The 16,247-nt window shown below is 65.1% G+C and carries 13 protein-coding genes; 6 read left to right on the top strand and 7 right to left on the bottom strand.

Annotated features, from left to right (window positions below):
- Nucleotides 1–2 precede the first annotated feature (2 nt).
- The 4 genes from fliR to BKX93_RS05775 all read left to right on the top strand — a co-directional run bounded on the left by fliR (nucleotide 3) and on the right by BKX93_RS05775 (nucleotide 5,178).
- On the top strand, nucleotides 3–782 hold the full coding sequence (fliR, locus tag BKX93_RS05760) for a flagellar biosynthetic protein FliR (RefSeq protein WP_070979107.1): 780 nt from the start codon (nucleotides 3–5) through the stop codon (nucleotides 780–782).
- Complete coding sequence (gene flhB, locus BKX93_RS05765; RefSeq protein WP_070979108.1) at nucleotides 775–1,914, top strand: flagellar type III secretion system protein FlhB; 1,140 nt, start codon at nucleotides 775–777, stop codon at nucleotides 1,912–1,914. Before fliR ends, flhB begins: the two co-directional genes overlap by 8 nt.
- Complete coding sequence (locus BKX93_RS05770) at nucleotides 1,911–4,001, top strand: flagellar biosynthesis protein FlhA (RefSeq protein ID WP_070979109.1); 2,091 nt, start codon at nucleotides 1,911–1,913, stop codon at nucleotides 3,999–4,001. Before flhB ends, BKX93_RS05770 begins: the two co-directional genes overlap by 4 nt.
- Nucleotides 4,002–4,314: 313 nt before the next feature.
- Nucleotides 4,315–5,178: a helix-turn-helix domain-containing protein gene (locus tag BKX93_RS05775; RefSeq protein WP_021477805.1), complete on the top strand. Its 864-nt coding sequence runs from the start codon at nucleotides 4,315–4,317 to the stop codon at nucleotides 5,176–5,178.
- 72 nt (nucleotides 5,179–5,250) lie between these two features.
- Here the strand turns inward: BKX93_RS05775 and BKX93_RS05780 are convergent, their stop codons facing one another.
- From BKX93_RS05780 to BKX93_RS05790, 3 genes are all read right to left on the bottom strand, one after another.
- The gene (locus BKX93_RS05780; protein WP_046167261.1) at nucleotides 5,251–6,981 is read right to left on the bottom strand and encodes an ATP-binding response regulator; all 1,731 of its coding nucleotides are present in this window, start codon (nucleotides 6,979–6,981) and stop codon (nucleotides 5,251–5,253) included.
- Nucleotides 6,978–7,472: a putative pterin-binding protein gene (locus BKX93_RS05785; protein WP_144408767.1), complete on the bottom strand. Its 495-nt coding sequence runs from the start codon at nucleotides 7,470–7,472 to the stop codon at nucleotides 6,978–6,980. Before BKX93_RS05785 ends, BKX93_RS05780 begins: the two co-directional genes overlap by 4 nt.
- Nucleotides 7,473–7,672: 200 nt before the next feature.
- Complete coding sequence (locus tag BKX93_RS05790) at nucleotides 7,673–8,824, bottom strand: flagellin N-terminal helical domain-containing protein (protein WP_070979110.1); 1,152 nt, start codon at nucleotides 8,822–8,824, stop codon at nucleotides 7,673–7,675.
- A gap of 209 nt (nucleotides 8,825–9,033) precedes the next feature.
- Between BKX93_RS05790 and BKX93_RS05795 the strand changes: the two genes are divergently transcribed.
- Both BKX93_RS05795 and BKX93_RS05800 read left to right on the top strand, forming a co-directional pair.
- Nucleotides 9,034–10,287, top strand: coding sequence for a S10 family serine carboxypeptidase-like protein (locus tag BKX93_RS05795; RefSeq protein WP_070979112.1), 1,254 nt, complete (start codon nucleotides 9,034–9,036; stop codon nucleotides 10,285–10,287).
- A 211-nt stretch (nucleotides 10,288–10,498) separates the two neighbouring features.
- Complete coding sequence (locus BKX93_RS05800) at nucleotides 10,499–11,692, top strand: MFS transporter (RefSeq protein WP_070979114.1); 1,194 nt, start codon at nucleotides 10,499–10,501, stop codon at nucleotides 11,690–11,692.
- Here the strand turns inward: BKX93_RS05800 and BKX93_RS05805 are convergent.
- The 4 genes from BKX93_RS05805 to BKX93_RS05820 all read right to left on the bottom strand — a co-directional run bounded on the left by BKX93_RS05805 (nucleotide 11,689) and on the right by BKX93_RS05820 (nucleotide 16,238).
- Nucleotides 11,689–12,705 (bottom strand): substrate-binding domain-containing protein, encoded by a 1,017-nt coding sequence (locus BKX93_RS05805; protein ID WP_070979115.1) that lies wholly within the window; start codon nucleotides 12,703–12,705, stop codon nucleotides 11,689–11,691. The genes BKX93_RS05800 and BKX93_RS05805 overlap by 4 nt on opposite strands.
- A 94-nt stretch (nucleotides 12,706–12,799) precedes the next feature.
- Complete coding sequence (gene rbsB, locus BKX93_RS05810) at nucleotides 12,800–13,735, bottom strand: ribose ABC transporter substrate-binding protein RbsB (protein WP_046158460.1); 936 nt, start codon at nucleotides 13,733–13,735, stop codon at nucleotides 12,800–12,802.
- A 59-nt stretch (nucleotides 13,736–13,794) separates the two neighbouring features.
- Nucleotides 13,795–14,733 (bottom strand): ABC transporter permease, encoded by a 939-nt coding sequence (locus BKX93_RS05815; protein WP_070979117.1) that lies wholly within the window; start codon nucleotides 14,731–14,733, stop codon nucleotides 13,795–13,797.
- Nucleotides 14,730–16,238 carry a sugar ABC transporter ATP-binding protein gene (locus BKX93_RS05820; protein ID WP_070979118.1) on the bottom strand — a complete coding sequence of 503 codons (1,509 nt, stop codon included), beginning with the start codon at nucleotides 16,236–16,238 and terminating at the stop codon, nucleotides 14,730–14,732. The genes BKX93_RS05815 and BKX93_RS05820 overlap by 4 nt, the downstream gene beginning before the upstream one ends.
- Nucleotides 16,239–16,247 lie beyond the last annotated feature (9 nt).

Below are 16,247 nucleotides of genomic sequence, written 5' to 3' on the forward strand. Positions count from 1 at the left end.
CGATGCAGGGCCTGTACGCCCAGTTGCTGGACCTGATCCCCGCCGTCTGGTGGCCGTTCTGCCGGCTGATGGCGGCGTTCGCCATCGCGCCCTTCATCGGCGACGCGGTGGTGCCGATCCGCGCCCGCGTCGGCCTGGCGCTGGCCCTGGCCGTCGCCTGCATCCCCGGCATGCCCGTCCATTCCCCCATCGACCCGTTTTCGTTGCACGGCGTCGCCGCCAGCGTCGAGCAAGTGGTCATCGGCCTGTTGTTCGGCCTCGCATTTCAATTGACGCTGTCCGTGCTGTCGCTGCTCGGCTTCCTGCTGTCGTCGCAGATGGGCCTGTCGATGGCCATCATGAACGACCCCGGCAACGGCAACAGCTCGGACGTCGTGTCCAGCCTGCTCTACCTGTTGGCCGCGCTGCTGTTCTTCGCGCTGGACGGCCACCTAGTGCTGGTGCAGGTGGTGTACGCCAGCTTCCGCGCCTGGCCGCTGGGCGGCGGCATTCCGCAAGCCTCGCTGCCGGTGCTGGCCGCCAGCGTCGGCTGGGTGATGTCGGCGGCGATGATCCTGGCCCTGCCGGTGGTGTTCGCCACCTTCGTGGTGCAAGCCGGCTTCGGCATGATCAACCGCGTGGCGCCGGCGCTGAACCTGTTTTCGCTGGGCTTCCCGGTAGTGACGCTGTTCGGCCTGTCCACACTGACCCTGCTGATGCAGGTGCTGCCGCCGCAATACCTGAGCCTGAGCGAGCAGACGCTGCGCCTCTTGGACCGCCTGCTGGAGATGGGGCATGGCTGAGGCGCAGCAAGGCGACAAGACAGAAAAGGCGACGCCCCAGCGGTTGCGCAAGGCGCGCGAGCAGGGGCAAGTGCCCCGCTCCAAGGACCTGGCCGCCGCGCTGGGCCTGCTGCTGGCGCTGAAGATGATGTTCTGGCTGGCGCCGGGCTGGCTGGACGATTTCCGCCAGCTGTTCGCGCTGGCCTTCGCCTCCCTGTCCGGCCAGGGCGCGCTGGAGAACAGCTGGTCCAAGCTGTTCGGCGGCACCCTGCTGCTGCTGATCAAGATGCTGGCGCCGCTGGCCGTCATCCCCCTGACCATGCTGCTGCTCAGCCTGTTTCCCGGCGGCTGGGTGTTCGTGCTGAGCCAGATCAGCCCCAAGTTCGAGCGGATGAACCCGCTGGCCCACCTGTCGCGGCTGGCCTCGCCCAAGCACGCCAGCGAGATCGGCAAATCCATCGCCAAGGCGCTGGTGCTGGGCTGGCTGCTGTACCGCGTGGCCAGCGACGCGCTGCATGAGTTCTTCGCGCTGCACAGCATGCCTCTGCTGCCCACCCTGGCCGGCGCGGCCGACCTGCTCTTGTCCTGCCTGCTCAAGCTGGCCGCGGTGTTTTTGTTGTTCGCGCTGGCCGACCTGCCGCTGCAGGTGTTTCTGTTCATGAAGCAACAACGGATGAGCAAGCAAGAAATCAAGGAAGAGCACAAGAACACCGAAGGCCGCCCCGAAGTGCGCCAGCGCATCCGCCAGCTGCAGCAGCAGATGGCGCAGCGCGGCGTGCGCAAGGCGCTGCCCGGCGCCGACGTGATCATCGTCAACCCCAGCCATTACGCGGTGGCGCTGAAATACGACGAGAACCGCGCCGAGGCGCCGTTCATCGTCGCCAAGGGCGTGGACGAGATGGCGCTTTACATCCGCCAGTTGGCGGACGAACTGAAACTGACGGTGCTGCCGCTGCCGCCCTTGGCGCGCGCGGTGTACCACACCACCCAGGTCAACCAGCAGATCCCCGCGCCGCTGTACCGCGCGGTGGCGCAGGTGTTGACCTATGTCTTGCAACTGAAGGCGTTCCAGGCGGGTAGCCGCCGCAGCCGGCCCACCCTGCCGGACCTGCCCATCCCCCGCGAACTGTCCGACCCCGAGCCCGCACCATGAACTCGCTGACCAAACTGCTTGCCGACATCGGCCGCCACAAGCTCGCCGCCCCGTTGTTCCTGCTCGCCATCCTGGCGATGGTGATGCTGCCCCTGCCGCCATTGGCGCTGGACATGCTGTTCACCTTCAACATCGTGCTGGCCATCATCGTGATTCTGGTCAGCGTGTCGGCGCGGCGGCCGCTGGACTTCTCGGTGTTCCCCACCATCATCCTGGCCACCACGCTGCTCAGGCTGTCGCTGAACGTGGCCTCCACCCGGGTGGTGCTGCTGCACGGCCACGAAGGCACGCATGCCGCCGGCCGGGTGATCGAGGCCTTCGGCAACGTGGTGATAGGCGGCAACTTCGTGGTCGGCATGGTGGTGTTCGTCATCCTGATGATCATCAACTTCATGGTGGTGACCAAGGGCGCCGAGCGCATTTCCGAAGTATCGGCCCGCTTCACGCTGGACGCGCTGCCGGGCAAGCAGATGGCGATCGACGCCGATCTCAACGCCGGCCTGATCAATCAGGAGCAGGCTCAGCAGCGCCGCCGCGACATCGCCACCGAAGCCGACTTCTACGGCGCGATGGACGGCGCGTCCAAGTTCGTCCGCGGCGACGCCATCGCCGGCATCCTGATCCTGATCATCAACCTGTTCGGCGGCGTGGCCATCGGCGCGCTGATGCACAATCTGTCGATGGGCGACGCCTTCCGCCAGTATGCGCTGATGACCATAGGCGACGGCCTGGTCGCGCAAATTCCGGCACTGCTGCTGTCGTCCGCCGCCGCCATCATCGTCACCCGCATCAGCGACGACGGCGACATGCAGCAACAGGTGGGCAACCAGATGCTGGCTTCGCCCACCGTGCTGATGAGCGCCGCCGGCATGATGCTGATCCTGGCCATCATTCCCGGCATGCCGTGGCCGACCTTCCTCGGCTTCGCCGCGCTCTTGGGCTATGTGGCCTGGCGCATGCATGCCCGCCGCCCGGTCGCCGTCAATACCTTGAATCAAACGGCGGTGAAGTCCGCGCTGCAGGGCGAAGCGGAAATCGAGCTGGAATGGAACACCTTGCCCTACGCCGACACGCTGGGCATCGCGCTCGGCTACCGGCTGGTGACGCTGCTGGACGCCGGCCAGGGCGCGCCGCTGACCAAGCGGGTCAAGGGCGTGCGCCAGAGCCTGTCCGAGCAGATGGGTCTATTGCTGCCCACCGTCAACCTGCGCGACGACCTCAGGCTCAAGCCCTCGCAATACGCGGTGCAGATCTCCGGCAACACGGTGGCCGAGGCCGAGGTCTACGCCGACCGGCTGATGGCCATCCCCTCTCCCGACGTCTACGGCGAGATCGACGGCATTCCCGGCATCGATCCGGCCTTCGGCATGCCGGTCACCTGGATCGCGCTGGCCGACAAGAGCAAGGCGCTGGGACTGGGCTACCAGGTGGTGGACTGCTCCAGCGTGATGGCCACCCACTTGAACAAGGTGATGCGCGAAAACCTGGCCGAACTGTTCCGCCACGACGACGTGGCCGCGCTGGGCGAGCGGCTGTCGGCGCTGGCGCCCAAGCTGGCGACGGCGCTGGGCCAGGCGCTGACGCCGGTGCAGCAGCTGCGCGTGTTCCGCCAGCTGCTGCAGGACAATGTGTCGCTGAAAGACATCGTGCCCATCGCCTCCGCCCTGCTGGAAGCCAGCGACGCGACCAAGGACCCGATCATGCTGTCGGCCGAGGTGCGCTGCGCGCTGAAACGCCAGATCGTCCAGACCATCGTCGGCCCGCGCGACGAAATCCGCGCCTTCAACCTGTCCGCCGATCTGGAAAACCTGCTGCTCGGGGCCCTGTCCCAGGCCCAGCAGACCGGCAAGCCGCAACTGGACAGCTTCCCGATCGATCCCAACGTGCTGCAGCAGCTGCAGGCCAATATGCCGGTGGTCCGCGACCAGATGAAGCAGCAGGGCCAGGCGCCGGTGCTGCTGGTGATGCCGCAGATCCGGCCGCTGCTGGCCCGATACGGCCGCTTGTTCGCGCCCGGCCTGCATGTGCTGTCGTACAACGAGGTGCCGGAAAACCGCCAGGTCAGCCTGACCGGCACCTTGGGCTGACGCTCGCATTTCTTGCGCCGGATGCCTGCCATCCGGCGCAAATCTTCCCTCCCGCCCACCGGGCAACCCCAAGCCATCCTGCCGATTCCCGCATGTTATTCACGCATTTAGCGCCATTCGCTCTCTAATATCCGGGCTATGGAATAGATCCGTCCCGACAAAAAATCATCTGTACTTTTTCGCATGTTGTGAAAATGCAAACGCATGATTCGCAAAATTAGGAAAAATTGCCAGTATGAGCATTTTTTGCGCACATGTCGGCCGCATGGATGCTAGGATCACGATTATGAAAATCATGTGACGGGACATCGCCATGACCACCCCCAAGTCCGCCAACGAAATCATCTGCGACAACATCCGCAAGCAACTGGAGCAGTTCCGCTGGCCAGAAGCCCAACAGGCCAGCCTGATCGAACAGATCCTGGGGCTGAGCACTTCCCAGGCCTACCGCAAACTGAACGGCAGCAGCCCCTGGCAACTGACCCAGGTGGAGCGCCTGGCCCAGTACTTCAATATTCCGCCCTCCAGCCTGCTGGTCGATCACAGCCAGCAGATCGGCCAGAATCCGATGGACAACGAACTGCTGCCCGCCATCCTGCATCTGAACAATCAGAGCGGGGAGGCCCACTGTTGGATTCAGCTGGGCGAACAGCTGGCCGACGATTCCTGCGCGCCGCTGTTCCTGGCCAAGCGCCTGCACGACTGTTGGCACGTGTTTCCCGGCACCCTGTTCGACGGCGAGGACGGCTATGAGGTCGGCTACCTGACCATACGCCCGCCCAAGCGCGCCAACACCAAGCGGCTGCTAGTGGCGGTGCTGGACGACAAGGACGCCGACCTGTTGTCGGCGATCCTGGTGCAGCAAGGCCTGTTCGCGCTGCCCTACCACCAGCCGCAGGCGCTGCTGCAGGCCATGCAACATGAAGAGTTCGACGCCTTCGTTCTGGACTGGGTGCTGGGCGAGCCCACCAGCTGCATGGAGGTGATCGAGACCATACGCCGCCACTCGACCACGGTGCCCATCGTGGTGCTGACCGGCTACGCGCTGGAGCACGAAAGCGAACTGTCCCGCGCGCTGGAAACCCATGGCGTCTATTACATCGGCAAACCGGCGCCCGGCTCCATCCTGGCGCTGCAGATCAAGAACATGGTCACCAACGCGCTGGAGCACGCCTGAGCGCGCGTGACACCTGCGCATGAAAACAGGCTCCCGCGGGAGCCTGTTTTTTTTATCTTTTCCACCCCGCCGCTACAGGGGCAGGCTGGCCAGCGCGGCGCGCAGCTGGCCGCTGTCGAAAGGCTTGCTCAGCCGCGCCGCGAACCAGCCGGAACGGGCATCGGCGAACTCGTCTGGATCGGCGCTCATCGCCAGCATCAGCGGCCGCTGCGGCTGCTTGCGGGCCAATTCGGCCAACTGGTAGCCACTGTCCCCGCCCAGCTGCATGTCCAGCAGCAGCACATCGAAACGCCGCTGCACCAGGCAATCGGCCGCCTGGCTCAAGGTGGCGGCGCAGGATACCTGGTAGCCGTCCTGCCCCAACAGCTCCGCCACCGAGCCGCGAATCTCGTCGTCGTCGTCGACGATCAGCACGCTGCGGCTCTGCTCGCTCCCGCCCACTTCGCGCAGCGGCAGCCTGACGGTGAATACGGAGCCGGCTCCGACCGCGCTTTCCATCTCGATGCTGCCGCCGAACAGCCGCACCAGCTCCTTGACGATGGACAGGCCCAGGCCGCTGCTGCCGGGGCGGCGGTTGCGCCCCTGGCTGAACGGCTGGAAGATTCGCAGCCGGTCCTCGTCGGCGATGCCGATGCCGGTGTCGCTGACCTCCAGCCGCAATTCGGAATGATCGGCATCGTTGACGCCGCGGGCCCTCAGCGTCACGCCGCCCTGGTCGGTGTAGCGTATCGCGTTGGACACTAGATTGCCGACGATCTGGCGCAGGCGGATCTCATCCAGCAACACCCACTCCGGCAGCGACGCCTCCTCGTAGCGCAGCGTCAACCCCTTGGCGTCCGCCAGCGGCTGCATCACATCCATCACCGCGCGCAGCGCGGCCGATGGCTTCACCCTGCCCGGATTCAGCCGCAATTGCATGTTCTTGATCGCCGAGATGTCCATGATGTCGTGGATCTGGCTGGTCAGCTGCGCCATGCCGGCCTTCATCCGCTTGAGCGCCAGCTGGGCGGCCGGCTGCGGCGTCACCGCCGGCTCCACCAGTTCCATGCACATCTGCATCGATTGCAGCGGCGAGCGGATTTCATGGCCCAGCGTGCCGAGGAAGGTAGTGCGGTCCAGCTCCAGCGCCACCGTCGCCTGGTGGGCGGCGCGCTCTTGCTCCAGCAGCGACTGCCGCACCTCCGCCAGCTCCTTCACCTCCCTGAAGCGCATCAGCACCAGCAGCACGCCGCAGATGCCGCCGCACAACACCAGCTGCAGCATCAGCATCTGCGAGCGCTGGCTGGCCAACGCCTTGGTGCGCGCCACGCGGGCCGACACCTCGGCTTCGCGGCTTTGCACCGCGAAATTGGCCAGCACCGGGCGCAGCGCGTCGATGCGCACCACCATGCGGCGCGCCCAATCAGGCGTCATCCGCAGCCAGCTCTTGTCGTGGATCAGCGGCCCCAGCGCGCCGACCAGGGCGTCGAAACCGGCCACGCGGCGCAATTGGCGATGCACCAGCACGCTGTCCGGGGCCTCGAACACTTGGTAGCGGCTTTGCAGCAACTGGAACTGCGCGCCCGGATCGAACGACGACGGCTCCGCCGCGTAGCCGATCAGCTCGGCGCGGGTCTTCTCCAGTTCGATGTGCAGTTGCGCTACCGTCCAGTACAGCTGCTCGCTCTTGCCGCCGTCTATCAGCGCCTGGCTGGCGCGGTCGATGCGGTAGAAATTCCACGCCGCGGCCAGCAGCAGCAGCAGCAGCGACACGATCAGCCACCATGGCGCCTGCACATAGCGCTTGATGCCGCCCAGCCTCACATGACCTCCATCGCCTCGACCTGCCACACCAGCTTGGCATCCAGCGGCGGCCCTTTGTCGGCATCGGGTATGCTTTGCAGCGGATACATCAGCCACAGCGGGCCATAGTGGGCGACATCGAAAGGCTTGTTGTCGATGCGGCGCGCCAGCACCACGCTCTGCTTGCCCAGCTCGTCCACCGAGATGTCGTAGCGATAGTAGTTGATCGCCAGCACCCTCACCATGGAGCCCTTGGCCTCCACCTTGGCCAGGATGTCGCGCACCAGCGGCCCGCTGAAGCGCACCGAGGGCGTCCAGCTGGTGGAGGTGGAGAAGCTGACCTGCCTGAGCTTGCCCAGGTCGCTGTCGCGAAACTGGTAGATGCCGCGCTTGGCATCGGTGAAGCGCCCGATCTTGCCCGACACCGTCAACACCACCGGATCGCCGCCCGCCAGCGCGGGAGCGCACAGGCAGAGGCCTATCAGCCAGCACAAGGCCTTACGCATAGCCATCCTCGAATCGCAGATAAAAAACGGCCAATTATATTCATCCTGGGCCCTTCGCAACCAGTGTTATACGAAGAAAACGCTTCCCGCCCCACATTTTGCAACCATTTTTCATCCACGCCGCTGAACCATCGAATGAAAAACGCAAAAAGCCAGTGGCGAACCACTGGCTTGCATCGACGCGGCGCAAGGCCGCGCTTCGACGATTACTGCAGCAGGGACATGGCCAGGCTGCTCATGCTGCCGCTTTGCTTCAGCATGGAGGTGCTGGCTTGCATCAGCATCTGCTTGGCGGTCATGGTGGAGCTTTCGTTGGCGTAGTCGGTATCCATGATGCGACCCTTGGCTGCCAGCGTGTTGTTGTTCACGTTGGACAGGTTGTTGATCACGTGGTCCAGACGGTTGGCGTTGGCGCCCAGCGCGGAGCGCACGGTGCCGACGGCGTCCAGCGCCTTGGAGATGGTGTCGATGGTGGCCTTGTCGCCCACTTCGGTGCCGGCGTCAGCGCCTGCGCTTACCGCGTCAACGGCTTTTTTCACATCGGCATTGGCAGAAGCGTTTGCAACGTAACCATCGTAGTACTTGGCATATGCCTTGGCTTGAGCTTCCTGCTCGGCAGCAGTGCCGCTCGCCATATTGCCGATAGCGGTCAGGTCATTACCACCCGCGGCTGCTTTTGCGGCGGTAACTGCATCTGCATCCACGCTGCCGGCGGCGGCCTTGGCGGCGGTTTCCGCGGCGGTGAACTTTTTCAGCGCCTCAGCCTTGGCGTCGTTAGCCTTTTCCAGATCGGTCTTCGGGGTAGCGGAAGCCACTTCGTACTTGGAGGAAACCGACTTCAGCGCGGTATCCAGGCCGGTCATGTTGTCCTTCAGGTTCAGCGTCATGGACTCGGTGGAGGCCGCGCCGATCTGGAAGTTCAGTTCCTGGGTCAGCTTGCCGCCTTGCAGCAGCTTCTCGCCGCCGAAGGAGGTGTTCTTCATGATGTTGGTCAGTTCTTTGCCCAGAGCATCGTACTCAGCCTGCATCGCCTTCTTGTCGTCGGCAGTGGCGGTGGCGGTGGCGCCTTCGGTGCCCAGGTCTTTCATCCGTTGCAGGATGTTGGTCACTTCGTTCAGCGCACCTTCGGCGGTCTGCAGCATGGAGATGCCGTTTTGGGCGTTCTTCATGGCGACGTTCATGCCGCGGCTTTGCGCGTCCAGACGGGTGGCGATCTGCAGGCCTGCGGCGTCGTCCATCGCGGAGTTGATGCGCAGGCCGGTGCCCAGGCGGGTCATGGAGGTGGACAGCGCGCCTTGGGTGCTGTTCATGTTGGACTTGGTGTTCAGTGCCGCGATATTGGTGTGCAGGCTCAGCATGGGAATGCTCCGTCGGTTTGGTTTGGTAAGCGGCATCGCTGCCGTTACCCCAACAAGGCGGCGCTTATTGCCGGGAACTTAAATCTCAACAGAACGTGAAAAATCACAACGACTTTTATCAAGCGCAAGCACAGTTCGGCATAATGTCTATAACATATTCATCGCAGTCCGAACGCTTGCCCTCGCCGCCGAGCGGAAAGAACCCGTCGATGAACGTGCAATCGAATCCCTTCCTGTTCGAAAGCGCCGCCCTCAGCCACCTGCCTGGTTTCGGCGCAGTCCGGACCACCCAGTTCGCCGGCTATCTGTCCGTCGGCGACTCGGCCGGCGGCTGGCTGTATTTCTGGTTCAGCGAAGCGGGAGACCATCCTGAGAAAGCGCCGCTTCTGGTCTCGATCAACGGCGAGCCGGAGTGGAGCGCGCTGGACGCGATGCTGGATGAGCATGGCCCCTATCTGCTGGACCCGTCCGGCCGCGTCTACTCCAATCCCTTCAGCTGGCATCATCACGCCAATCTTCTGGTCATCGACCAGCCGCTGGGCCAGGGCTTGTCCTTCACCACCCATCCCCGCTATCTGCCAGAGAATCATGACGAAGCCAGCCAGCAGTTGTATCACGCGCTGCAGGAATTCCTGCTGCGCTGGCCGCGCTACCGCGAGCGTGACTGCTATCTGTTCGGCAGCGCCGCCGCCGCCCATTCGATCGCGCGGCTGGCCCACCGCGTGCTGGACGGCAATAGCGGCGGCCAGCCCCCGATACCGCTCAAAGGCCTGGGCCTGGGCAATCCCCAACTGGCGCCGGAAATCCAGCTGCCCAGCCATATCGAATATGCGTACCAGCACCGGCTGATCAATCTGGATGAGAAAAACCGCGCGCAGTCCATGCTGGACGAGTTCATTCGCGCTTATGCCTCGCCCATCGCGCTGCAACGCCAATTGGCCAGCCAGACTGCCATCGAGATCGACCGCTTCATGCAACATTGCTGCGGCCGCGACCTGCGCGACATCCGCCATCCTCCGCAAAAGCCTTCCAAAACCTTGGGCGAATACCTGAAAAAACCCTCGGTGCAGCAGGCGCTGCATATCGACCGCCGCTCCAACAACGAATTGCAGCCGCAATCCGGCCTGATGGCCGAAGCCGCCTGGCTGGAAAACTCGTCCCATTTATTGCCCGCGCTGCTCGATCGACTGAAAGTGCTGTTCTTCCACGGAGAATGCTGCATGGCGGGAAACTATCTCGGACTCGATGCCTGGCTCAACACCCAGACCTGGCCTCAAGCCGACGCTTTCCGGCAGCAGAAGCGCCAGGCCTGGCGGCCTTACGGCCTGGCCGCGGGCTTGATCCGCAGCCATGGCAACCTCAGCCAGATCATCATCCAGAACGCCGGGCTGCGCGTGGCCCGGGATCAACCCGCCGCCGCGCAGGCGATGTTGCGCGACTTCCTCTGCGGCAGCGAAGCCTGAAAGACCTTTGAAAGCATGCCGCCTGTGCACGGCATGCACCGCCCAGCGGGCCGGCTCCGCCGGCACGGAACAGATCCTCGCATCTCCAGACCGGTAGCTTCCCGCGGTGGCGCTGGACAGCCGCGCCCCGGCCTGGACTGGCTGAAAAGACAGGTTTCACCGCGGACGGCCTCGCTAAAACTGGCGGTTTTCCCTATCCAGCGAGGCCTGGATGAAAGCCAATAAATACCTGATCGAAGCGCTGCTGTTTGCCAGCTACGCGCTGTTCGGCATGAGCTGGGCCGGCGGCAGCGCCTTCATCCCGCAAATCATGCGCGAGCTTGGCATCCACGATCTGGCCGCCGGCTCCCATATCAGCAACGCCGTGGCCGCGGCCAAATTGCTGGGAGCCTTCGTCGCCGCCTGCATATTGTCCCGGCTGCTGGCCAAAAAAGCGGTCGCGCTGGCGATGGCGCTGATGGCGCTGGGAATCTTGACGCCCTTCGTCCACAGCTATCCCTGGCTGTTGCTGACGCGCTTCCTGATGGGACTGGGCGGCGCGCTGGTCATCGTCTATTTCTCGCCCATCGTCATGCAATGGTTCTCCCCGGCGGAACGGCCTTTCGTCAATGGCTTGAACGCGGTGGCCTTCAATGTCGGCACCGCCGCCATCCTGTTCGGCCTGCCGTCGATGCTGGGATGGTTTGGCGACTGGCGCGCCACGTTGCTGGCCATCTCGCTGGGCAGCGTGCTCTGCCTGGCGCTGTGGCTGACGTTCGGCGCCGATGGCGTCGCAGAGACGAAGCCCGCCGCTAACGGACCGCGCCACACGCTGCGCCAGGGCCTGGCCGAGCGCTTCAACTGGCTGCTGGCCTTCACCTACTGCGGCACGCTGTCCTTCTACGTGATTCTGTTCAGCTTCTACCAGAACGCCGGCATCCGGCAGGCGAAATACGTGGTATTGGCGGGACTGGCCGGCACGGCGGCCGGCATCTGGCTGGCCAGGAAGATCACGCGCAGGCTCCCCATGCTGCGGCTGTCGGGCTTGATGCAATTGCTGGCGGTGATCGGCCTGCATGCCCAGGTCTGGGGCTGGAGCGGCGATGCCGGACTAGTGGCCGCGGCCGCGCTGGCCGCCGGCTTCTTCATCTTCCTGCCCCTGCCCAGCCTGGTGACGCTGGCGCAGGAACAGCCCGGCATGACGCCGGACAAGGCGGCGGTCACCTTTAGCCTGTTCTGGTTCCTCAGCTATCTCATCGCCACGGCGGCGCCCTATGTGTTCGGCTTGCTGGTCGATTTTCGCCATGGCGACTACGCGCTGGCGATGGCGTTTTCCACGCTGCTGTCGTCCACCTTCCTGCTGGGTTCGCTGATGATGCGCGAAGCGCGCGAACCCGCCGGGCGGCAGGCTGCGCAATCGGCCTAAACCGCCAGGCGGCGCAGGTTTAGGCTGGCCGGGACGCGCAGATCGCGCTCGGCCAGCGCCTCGCCTTGCAACAAGGCCAACACCTGGGCCAGGCTGGCTTCGGCCAACGCCGCGCTGTTCTGGCGGATGGCGTCTATCGGCAAGGGCAGGCAATCCAGCAAGGGATGATCGTCGAAAGTGAGCAGATATTGCGGCGCTTCGCGCAGCCGGTGGCGCTCGCGGATGAAGGACAATACGCCCTCCAGTAGCGTGATGGACGCGGTGAACAGCGCGCGCGGATAGCGGCCATGCCGCGCGTGCCAGTCGGCCATCATCCGGTAGCCGGATTCGCGCTGAAAATCCCGCTCGGCCACCCAGTCCGTTCCCTCTTCCAACCCTGCGGCTTTCAACGCCTGCCGGTAGCCGGCCAGACGCTCGCGGCTGGCCGACAATTCCGGCTGGCCGCCGAAATACGCCAGCTCATCCACGCCATCCGCCAACAGCGGAGACAGCAGCCTGGCGACGCTGTCGCCGGCGTCGGTGACCGTCGACGCTATGCCGCTGCCGGGAATGTGGCGGTCGGCGAACACGAACGGCAGCCTGCCGGTCCAGGGCTGATAGCGCGCGGCGTCTCCGCTGCACGGCACCACGATCATGCCGTCCACCTGGCGCGACGCCAACTGGCCGATGCCCGAGCTTTCCCGCTCCGGATCTTCGTCGCTGGTCACCATCAGCAGCTGATAGCCGCGCTCGCGGCAGCCGTTCTCCAACGCCTGCGCCAAGGCGGCATGGGTGGAGTTGGTCAGATCCGGCACCACCAGGCCTATGCTGCTGCTGCGCCGGCTGCGCAGGCTGCGCGCCTGCTGGGAAGGCTTGAAATGGTGCTCGCGCGCAGCCTTCTCCACTTTTTCCACGGTGGCCGGCGAGATGCGGTAGCGCTCGGCATGGCCGTTCAGCACCATGCTGGCTGTGGTGCGCGACACGCCGGCCAGGGCGGCGATGTCGTCTATGGTCAGGCGTTTGAAGCTGCTCATGGAGTATGGCTGGGCAATGAAACGGAAATGATAATCGCAATATGGCAAAACGGGGCCCGACGCGCAGGCGCCGGCCCCGTTGCTTGATTGCGGCTTATTGATGGACCAGGTTCAGCGGCACCGGGATGAACTTGTCCACTTTCTGGCCGTCGGCCAGCTTCTTGGCTGCCTGCACGCCGTACTGGCCGATCAAGGCCGGCTGCTGCTGCACGGTGGCGGACAGCGCGCCGGCCTTGACCGCGGCCACCGCGTCCGGAGTGGCGTCGAAGCCGACCACCGCCACGTTTTTCAGGCCGGCGGCCTGGATCGCCTTCACCGCGCCCAGCGCCATTTCATCGTTGTGCGCGAACACGCCCTGGATGTCCTTGTTGCCCTGGATGATGTTTTCCATCACCGACAGGCCCTTGGCGCGGTCGAAATCGGCCGGCTGCTTGGCCAGCAGCTTGACGCCTTCCTTCTTGTCCACCACCTGGTGAAAGCCCTCGCCGCGCTCGCGGGCGGCGGAAGAACCGGCGATGCCTTCCAGCTCGACGATGCGGCCCTTGCCGCCCAGCTTGTCCAGCAGGTACTTGCCGGCCATCACGCCGCCGGCGATGTTGTCGGAGGCGATGTGGGCGCTGACTTCGGCGCCGTTCACGCTGCGATCCAGCGACACCACCTTGATGCCCTTGGACGTCGCTTCCTTCACCACATTGGCCACGGCGGACGAGTCGGTCGGGTTGATCAGGATCACGCTGACCTTCTTCTGGATCAAGTCTTCCACGCTGGCCTGCTGCTTGGCCGGATCGTCCTGCGCGTCGACGGTGATCAGGTTGACGCCCTGCTTCTTCGCTTCCGCCGCCGCGCCGTCGCGCAGCTCGACGAAGAACGGGTTGTTGAGCGTGGATACCGCCAGGCCGACGGTGACCTTGCCGTCCGCCGCCGCGGCGCTGGCGTCGCCGGCCGGCGCGCTGCCCGGACCCTGCTTGGAGCAGGCGGCGATGCCGAAGGCCAGAATGCCGGCCACGAGCGGGGTAAGAATGCGTTTCATGCTGATGCTCCCTGGAAAATGGAATGATGCACTGCATTGGGCGGCGCGCGCCGCCATCGTCACTTCTTGTTGCTGTGATCCAGCAATACCGCCAGCAGAATCACCGCGCCCTTGATCACCTGCTGGTAGAACGAGGACACGCCCAGCAGATTCAAGCCGTTGTTGAGCACCCCGATCAGCAGCGCGCCGATCAGGGTGCCGAAAATCCAGCCGCGGCCGCCGCTGAGGCTGGTCCCGCCCAGCACCACCGCGGCGATCGCGTCCAGCTCATAGCCGGCGCCGGCCGTCGGCTGCGCCGAGTTGAGCCGCGAGGTCAGCACCACGCCGGCCATCGCCGACATCGCGCCGGAAGCGGTATACACCCACAGCTTGACCCGGTCCACCTTGACGCCGGACAGCCGCGCCGCTTCCTCGTTGCCGCCGGTGGCGTACAAATGGCGGCCGAACACGGTCTTCTTCAGCAGGAACCAGAAGCCGGCGAACAGGAGCAGCATCCACACCACCGGCACCGGCACCAGGCCGGCGACGTAGCCGCCGCCCAGCATCGAGAACAGCTCGCTGTCGAAGCCGGTGATCGGGCTGCCGTTGGAAAACACCAGCGCCAGGCCGCGCAGGATGGTCATCGTCGCCAGCGTGGCGATGAACGGCGCCACCTTGCCCTTGCTGATCACCAGGCCGTTGAACAGGCCCATCGCCGCGCCGGCCAGAATGCCCAGCAGCGTGGCCAGCATGGGGTCGACGCCCGCCTGCAGCAGCGTGGCGGTCAGCACCGAGGACAGCGCCAGGATGGAGCCCACCGACAGGTCGATGCCGCCCAGCAGGATCACCAGCGTCATGCCGAAGGCGATCAGCGCGTTGATCGACACCTGCCGCATCACGTTGAGCAGGTTGTTGACGGTAAGAAAGTCCGGGCTCATCACGGACAGGCCGATGGCCACCAGCACCAGGGCGATAAAGGGGCCTAGGCGTTGCAGATTGGCTTTCTGTTGCGGGGTCATGCTTGTTTCCTGGTTTCGGTGGAAGCGGCTCCGCCAGTGGCGGCGGCCATCAGGGTTTCCTGGCTGCAGCCGGCGGCGTCGAAAATGCCGGCCTGGCGGCCCTCGTGCAGCACCAGGATGCGATTGCTCAGCGCCAGCACTTCCGGCAACTCGGACGACACCATCACGATGGCGGCGCCGGCGGCGGCCAGCTGGTTGACGATGTGGTAGATCTCGGCCTTGCCGCCGACGTCGACGCCGCGCGTCGGCTCGTCCAGCAGCAGCACCTTGGGCGGATTCGCCAGCCATTTGGCGAACACCACTTTCTGCTGGTTGCCGCCGGACAATGACTTGACGTCCAGCTCGGCGTCGCGGGTGCGGATGCGCAGTTGCTCTATCATGCCGTCCACCGCCCGCTTCTCGTCGCCGGCGTTCACCACGCCCAGACGGGCGTAACGGTCCAGGTGCACCAGCGTCGCGTTCTCGCGCAGCGACATGCCCAACACCAGCCCCTTGCTCTTGCGGTCTTCCGGCACGAAGCCCAGGCCGGCTGCGATGGCGTCGCCCGGCGCGGCCACTCTCAATTCCTGGCCGTCCAGCTCGACGCGGCCGGCGGTGCGGCGCTTGGCGCCGAACAGCGTCTTCAGGATGTCGCTGCGGCCGGAGCCCATCAGTCCGGCGATGCCCAGCACCTCGCCGGCGCGCACCTCGAAGCTGATGCCGGCGATCATGTTCTCGTCGGCCAGGTTTTCCACCTTCAAGCGCACCTCGCCCGGAATGGCTTCGCGCTTGGGATAGCGGTCGCCGATCTCGCGCCCCACCATCATCCGCACCACTTCGTCGAAATCGGTGCCGGCGATTTCGCGCTCGCCGACGAAGCAGCCGTCCCGCAATACGCTGATGCGGTCGCAGACGCGGAAAATCTCCTCCATCCGGTGCGAAACATAAACGATGGCCACGCCGTTTTCCTTCAACTGGGCCATCAGGCCGAACAGCGTGTCGATCTCGCGCTCGGTCAGCGCCGCGGTCGGCTCGTCCATGATCAGCACGCGGGCGTTCAGCGCCAGCGCCTTGGCGATCTCCACCATCTGCTGCTGGCCGATGGAAAGGCCGCCGGCCTCGGCGTCGGGATCGATGCCGCCCACGCCCAGCGCCGCCAGCTGCGCCTTCGCCTCGCGGCGCATGCGGCCGTAGTCGATCAGGCCGAAGCGCGACGGCTCGCGGCCGAGAAACAGGTTTTCCATCACCGACAACTGCGGGATCAGGTTCAATTCCTGGTGGATGATGGCGATGCCGGCCGCTTCCGCCGCCGCGGTGTCGCGCAGCTCGGCCTTGCGGCCGTCCAGCAGGATTTCGCCGGCGTCGGCGCGATGGACGCCGCTGAGTATCTTCATCAGCGTGGATTTGCCGGCGCCGTTCTCGCCCATCAGCGCGTGGATCTCGCCGCCGCGCAGCGTGAATTCGACATTTTCCAGCACCTTGACCGGCCCGAAGGCCTTGCTGATGCCGCGCATGGTCACTTGCATGGTGCGGCT

Source organism: Chromobacterium vaccinii, assembly GCF_001855275.1.
GTDB lineage: Bacteria > Pseudomonadota > Gammaproteobacteria > Burkholderiales > Chromobacteriaceae > Chromobacterium > Chromobacterium vaccinii.

What these genes read in the sequence shown, in the direction of transcription:
- rbsB (WP_046158460.1), bottom strand. Translation starts at nt 13,735, where the DNA reads ATGAAACGCATTCTTACCCCGCTCGTGGCCGGCATTCTGGCCTTCGGC.
- BKX93_RS05785 (WP_144408767.1), bottom strand. Translation starts at nt 7,472, where the DNA reads ATGGCTATGCGTAAGGCCTTGTGCTGGCTGATAGGCCTCTGCCTGTGC.
- BKX93_RS05820 (WP_070979118.1), bottom strand. Translation starts at nt 16,238, where the DNA reads ATGCAAGTGACCATGCGCGGCATCAGCAAGGCCTTCGGGCCGGTCAAG.
- BKX93_RS05790 (WP_070979110.1), bottom strand. Translation starts at nt 8,824, where the DNA reads ATGCTGAGCCTGCACACCAATATCGCGGCACTGAACACCAAGTCCAAC.
- fliR (WP_070979107.1), top strand. Translation starts at nt 3, where the DNA reads ATGCAGGGCCTGTACGCCCAGTTGCTGGACCTGATCCCCGCCGTCTGG.
- BKX93_RS05775 (WP_021477805.1), top strand. Translation starts at nt 4,315, where the DNA reads ATGACCACCCCCAAGTCCGCCAACGAAATCATCTGCGACAACATCCGC.
- BKX93_RS05815 (WP_070979117.1), bottom strand. Translation starts at nt 14,733, where the DNA reads ATGACCCCGCAACAGAAAGCCAATCTGCAACGCCTAGGCCCCTTTATC.
- BKX93_RS05770 (WP_070979109.1), top strand. Translation starts at nt 1,911, where the DNA reads ATGAACTCGCTGACCAAACTGCTTGCCGACATCGGCCGCCACAAGCTC.
- BKX93_RS05805 (WP_070979115.1), bottom strand. Translation starts at nt 12,705, where the DNA reads ATGAGCAGCTTCAAACGCCTGACCATAGACGACATCGCCGCCCTGGCC.
- BKX93_RS05800 (WP_070979114.1), top strand. Translation starts at nt 10,499, where the DNA reads ATGAAAGCCAATAAATACCTGATCGAAGCGCTGCTGTTTGCCAGCTAC.
- BKX93_RS05795 (WP_070979112.1), top strand. Translation starts at nt 9,034, where the DNA reads ATGAACGTGCAATCGAATCCCTTCCTGTTCGAAAGCGCCGCCCTCAGC.
- flhB (WP_070979108.1), top strand. Translation starts at nt 775, where the DNA reads ATGGCTGAGGCGCAGCAAGGCGACAAGACAGAAAAGGCGACGCCCCAG.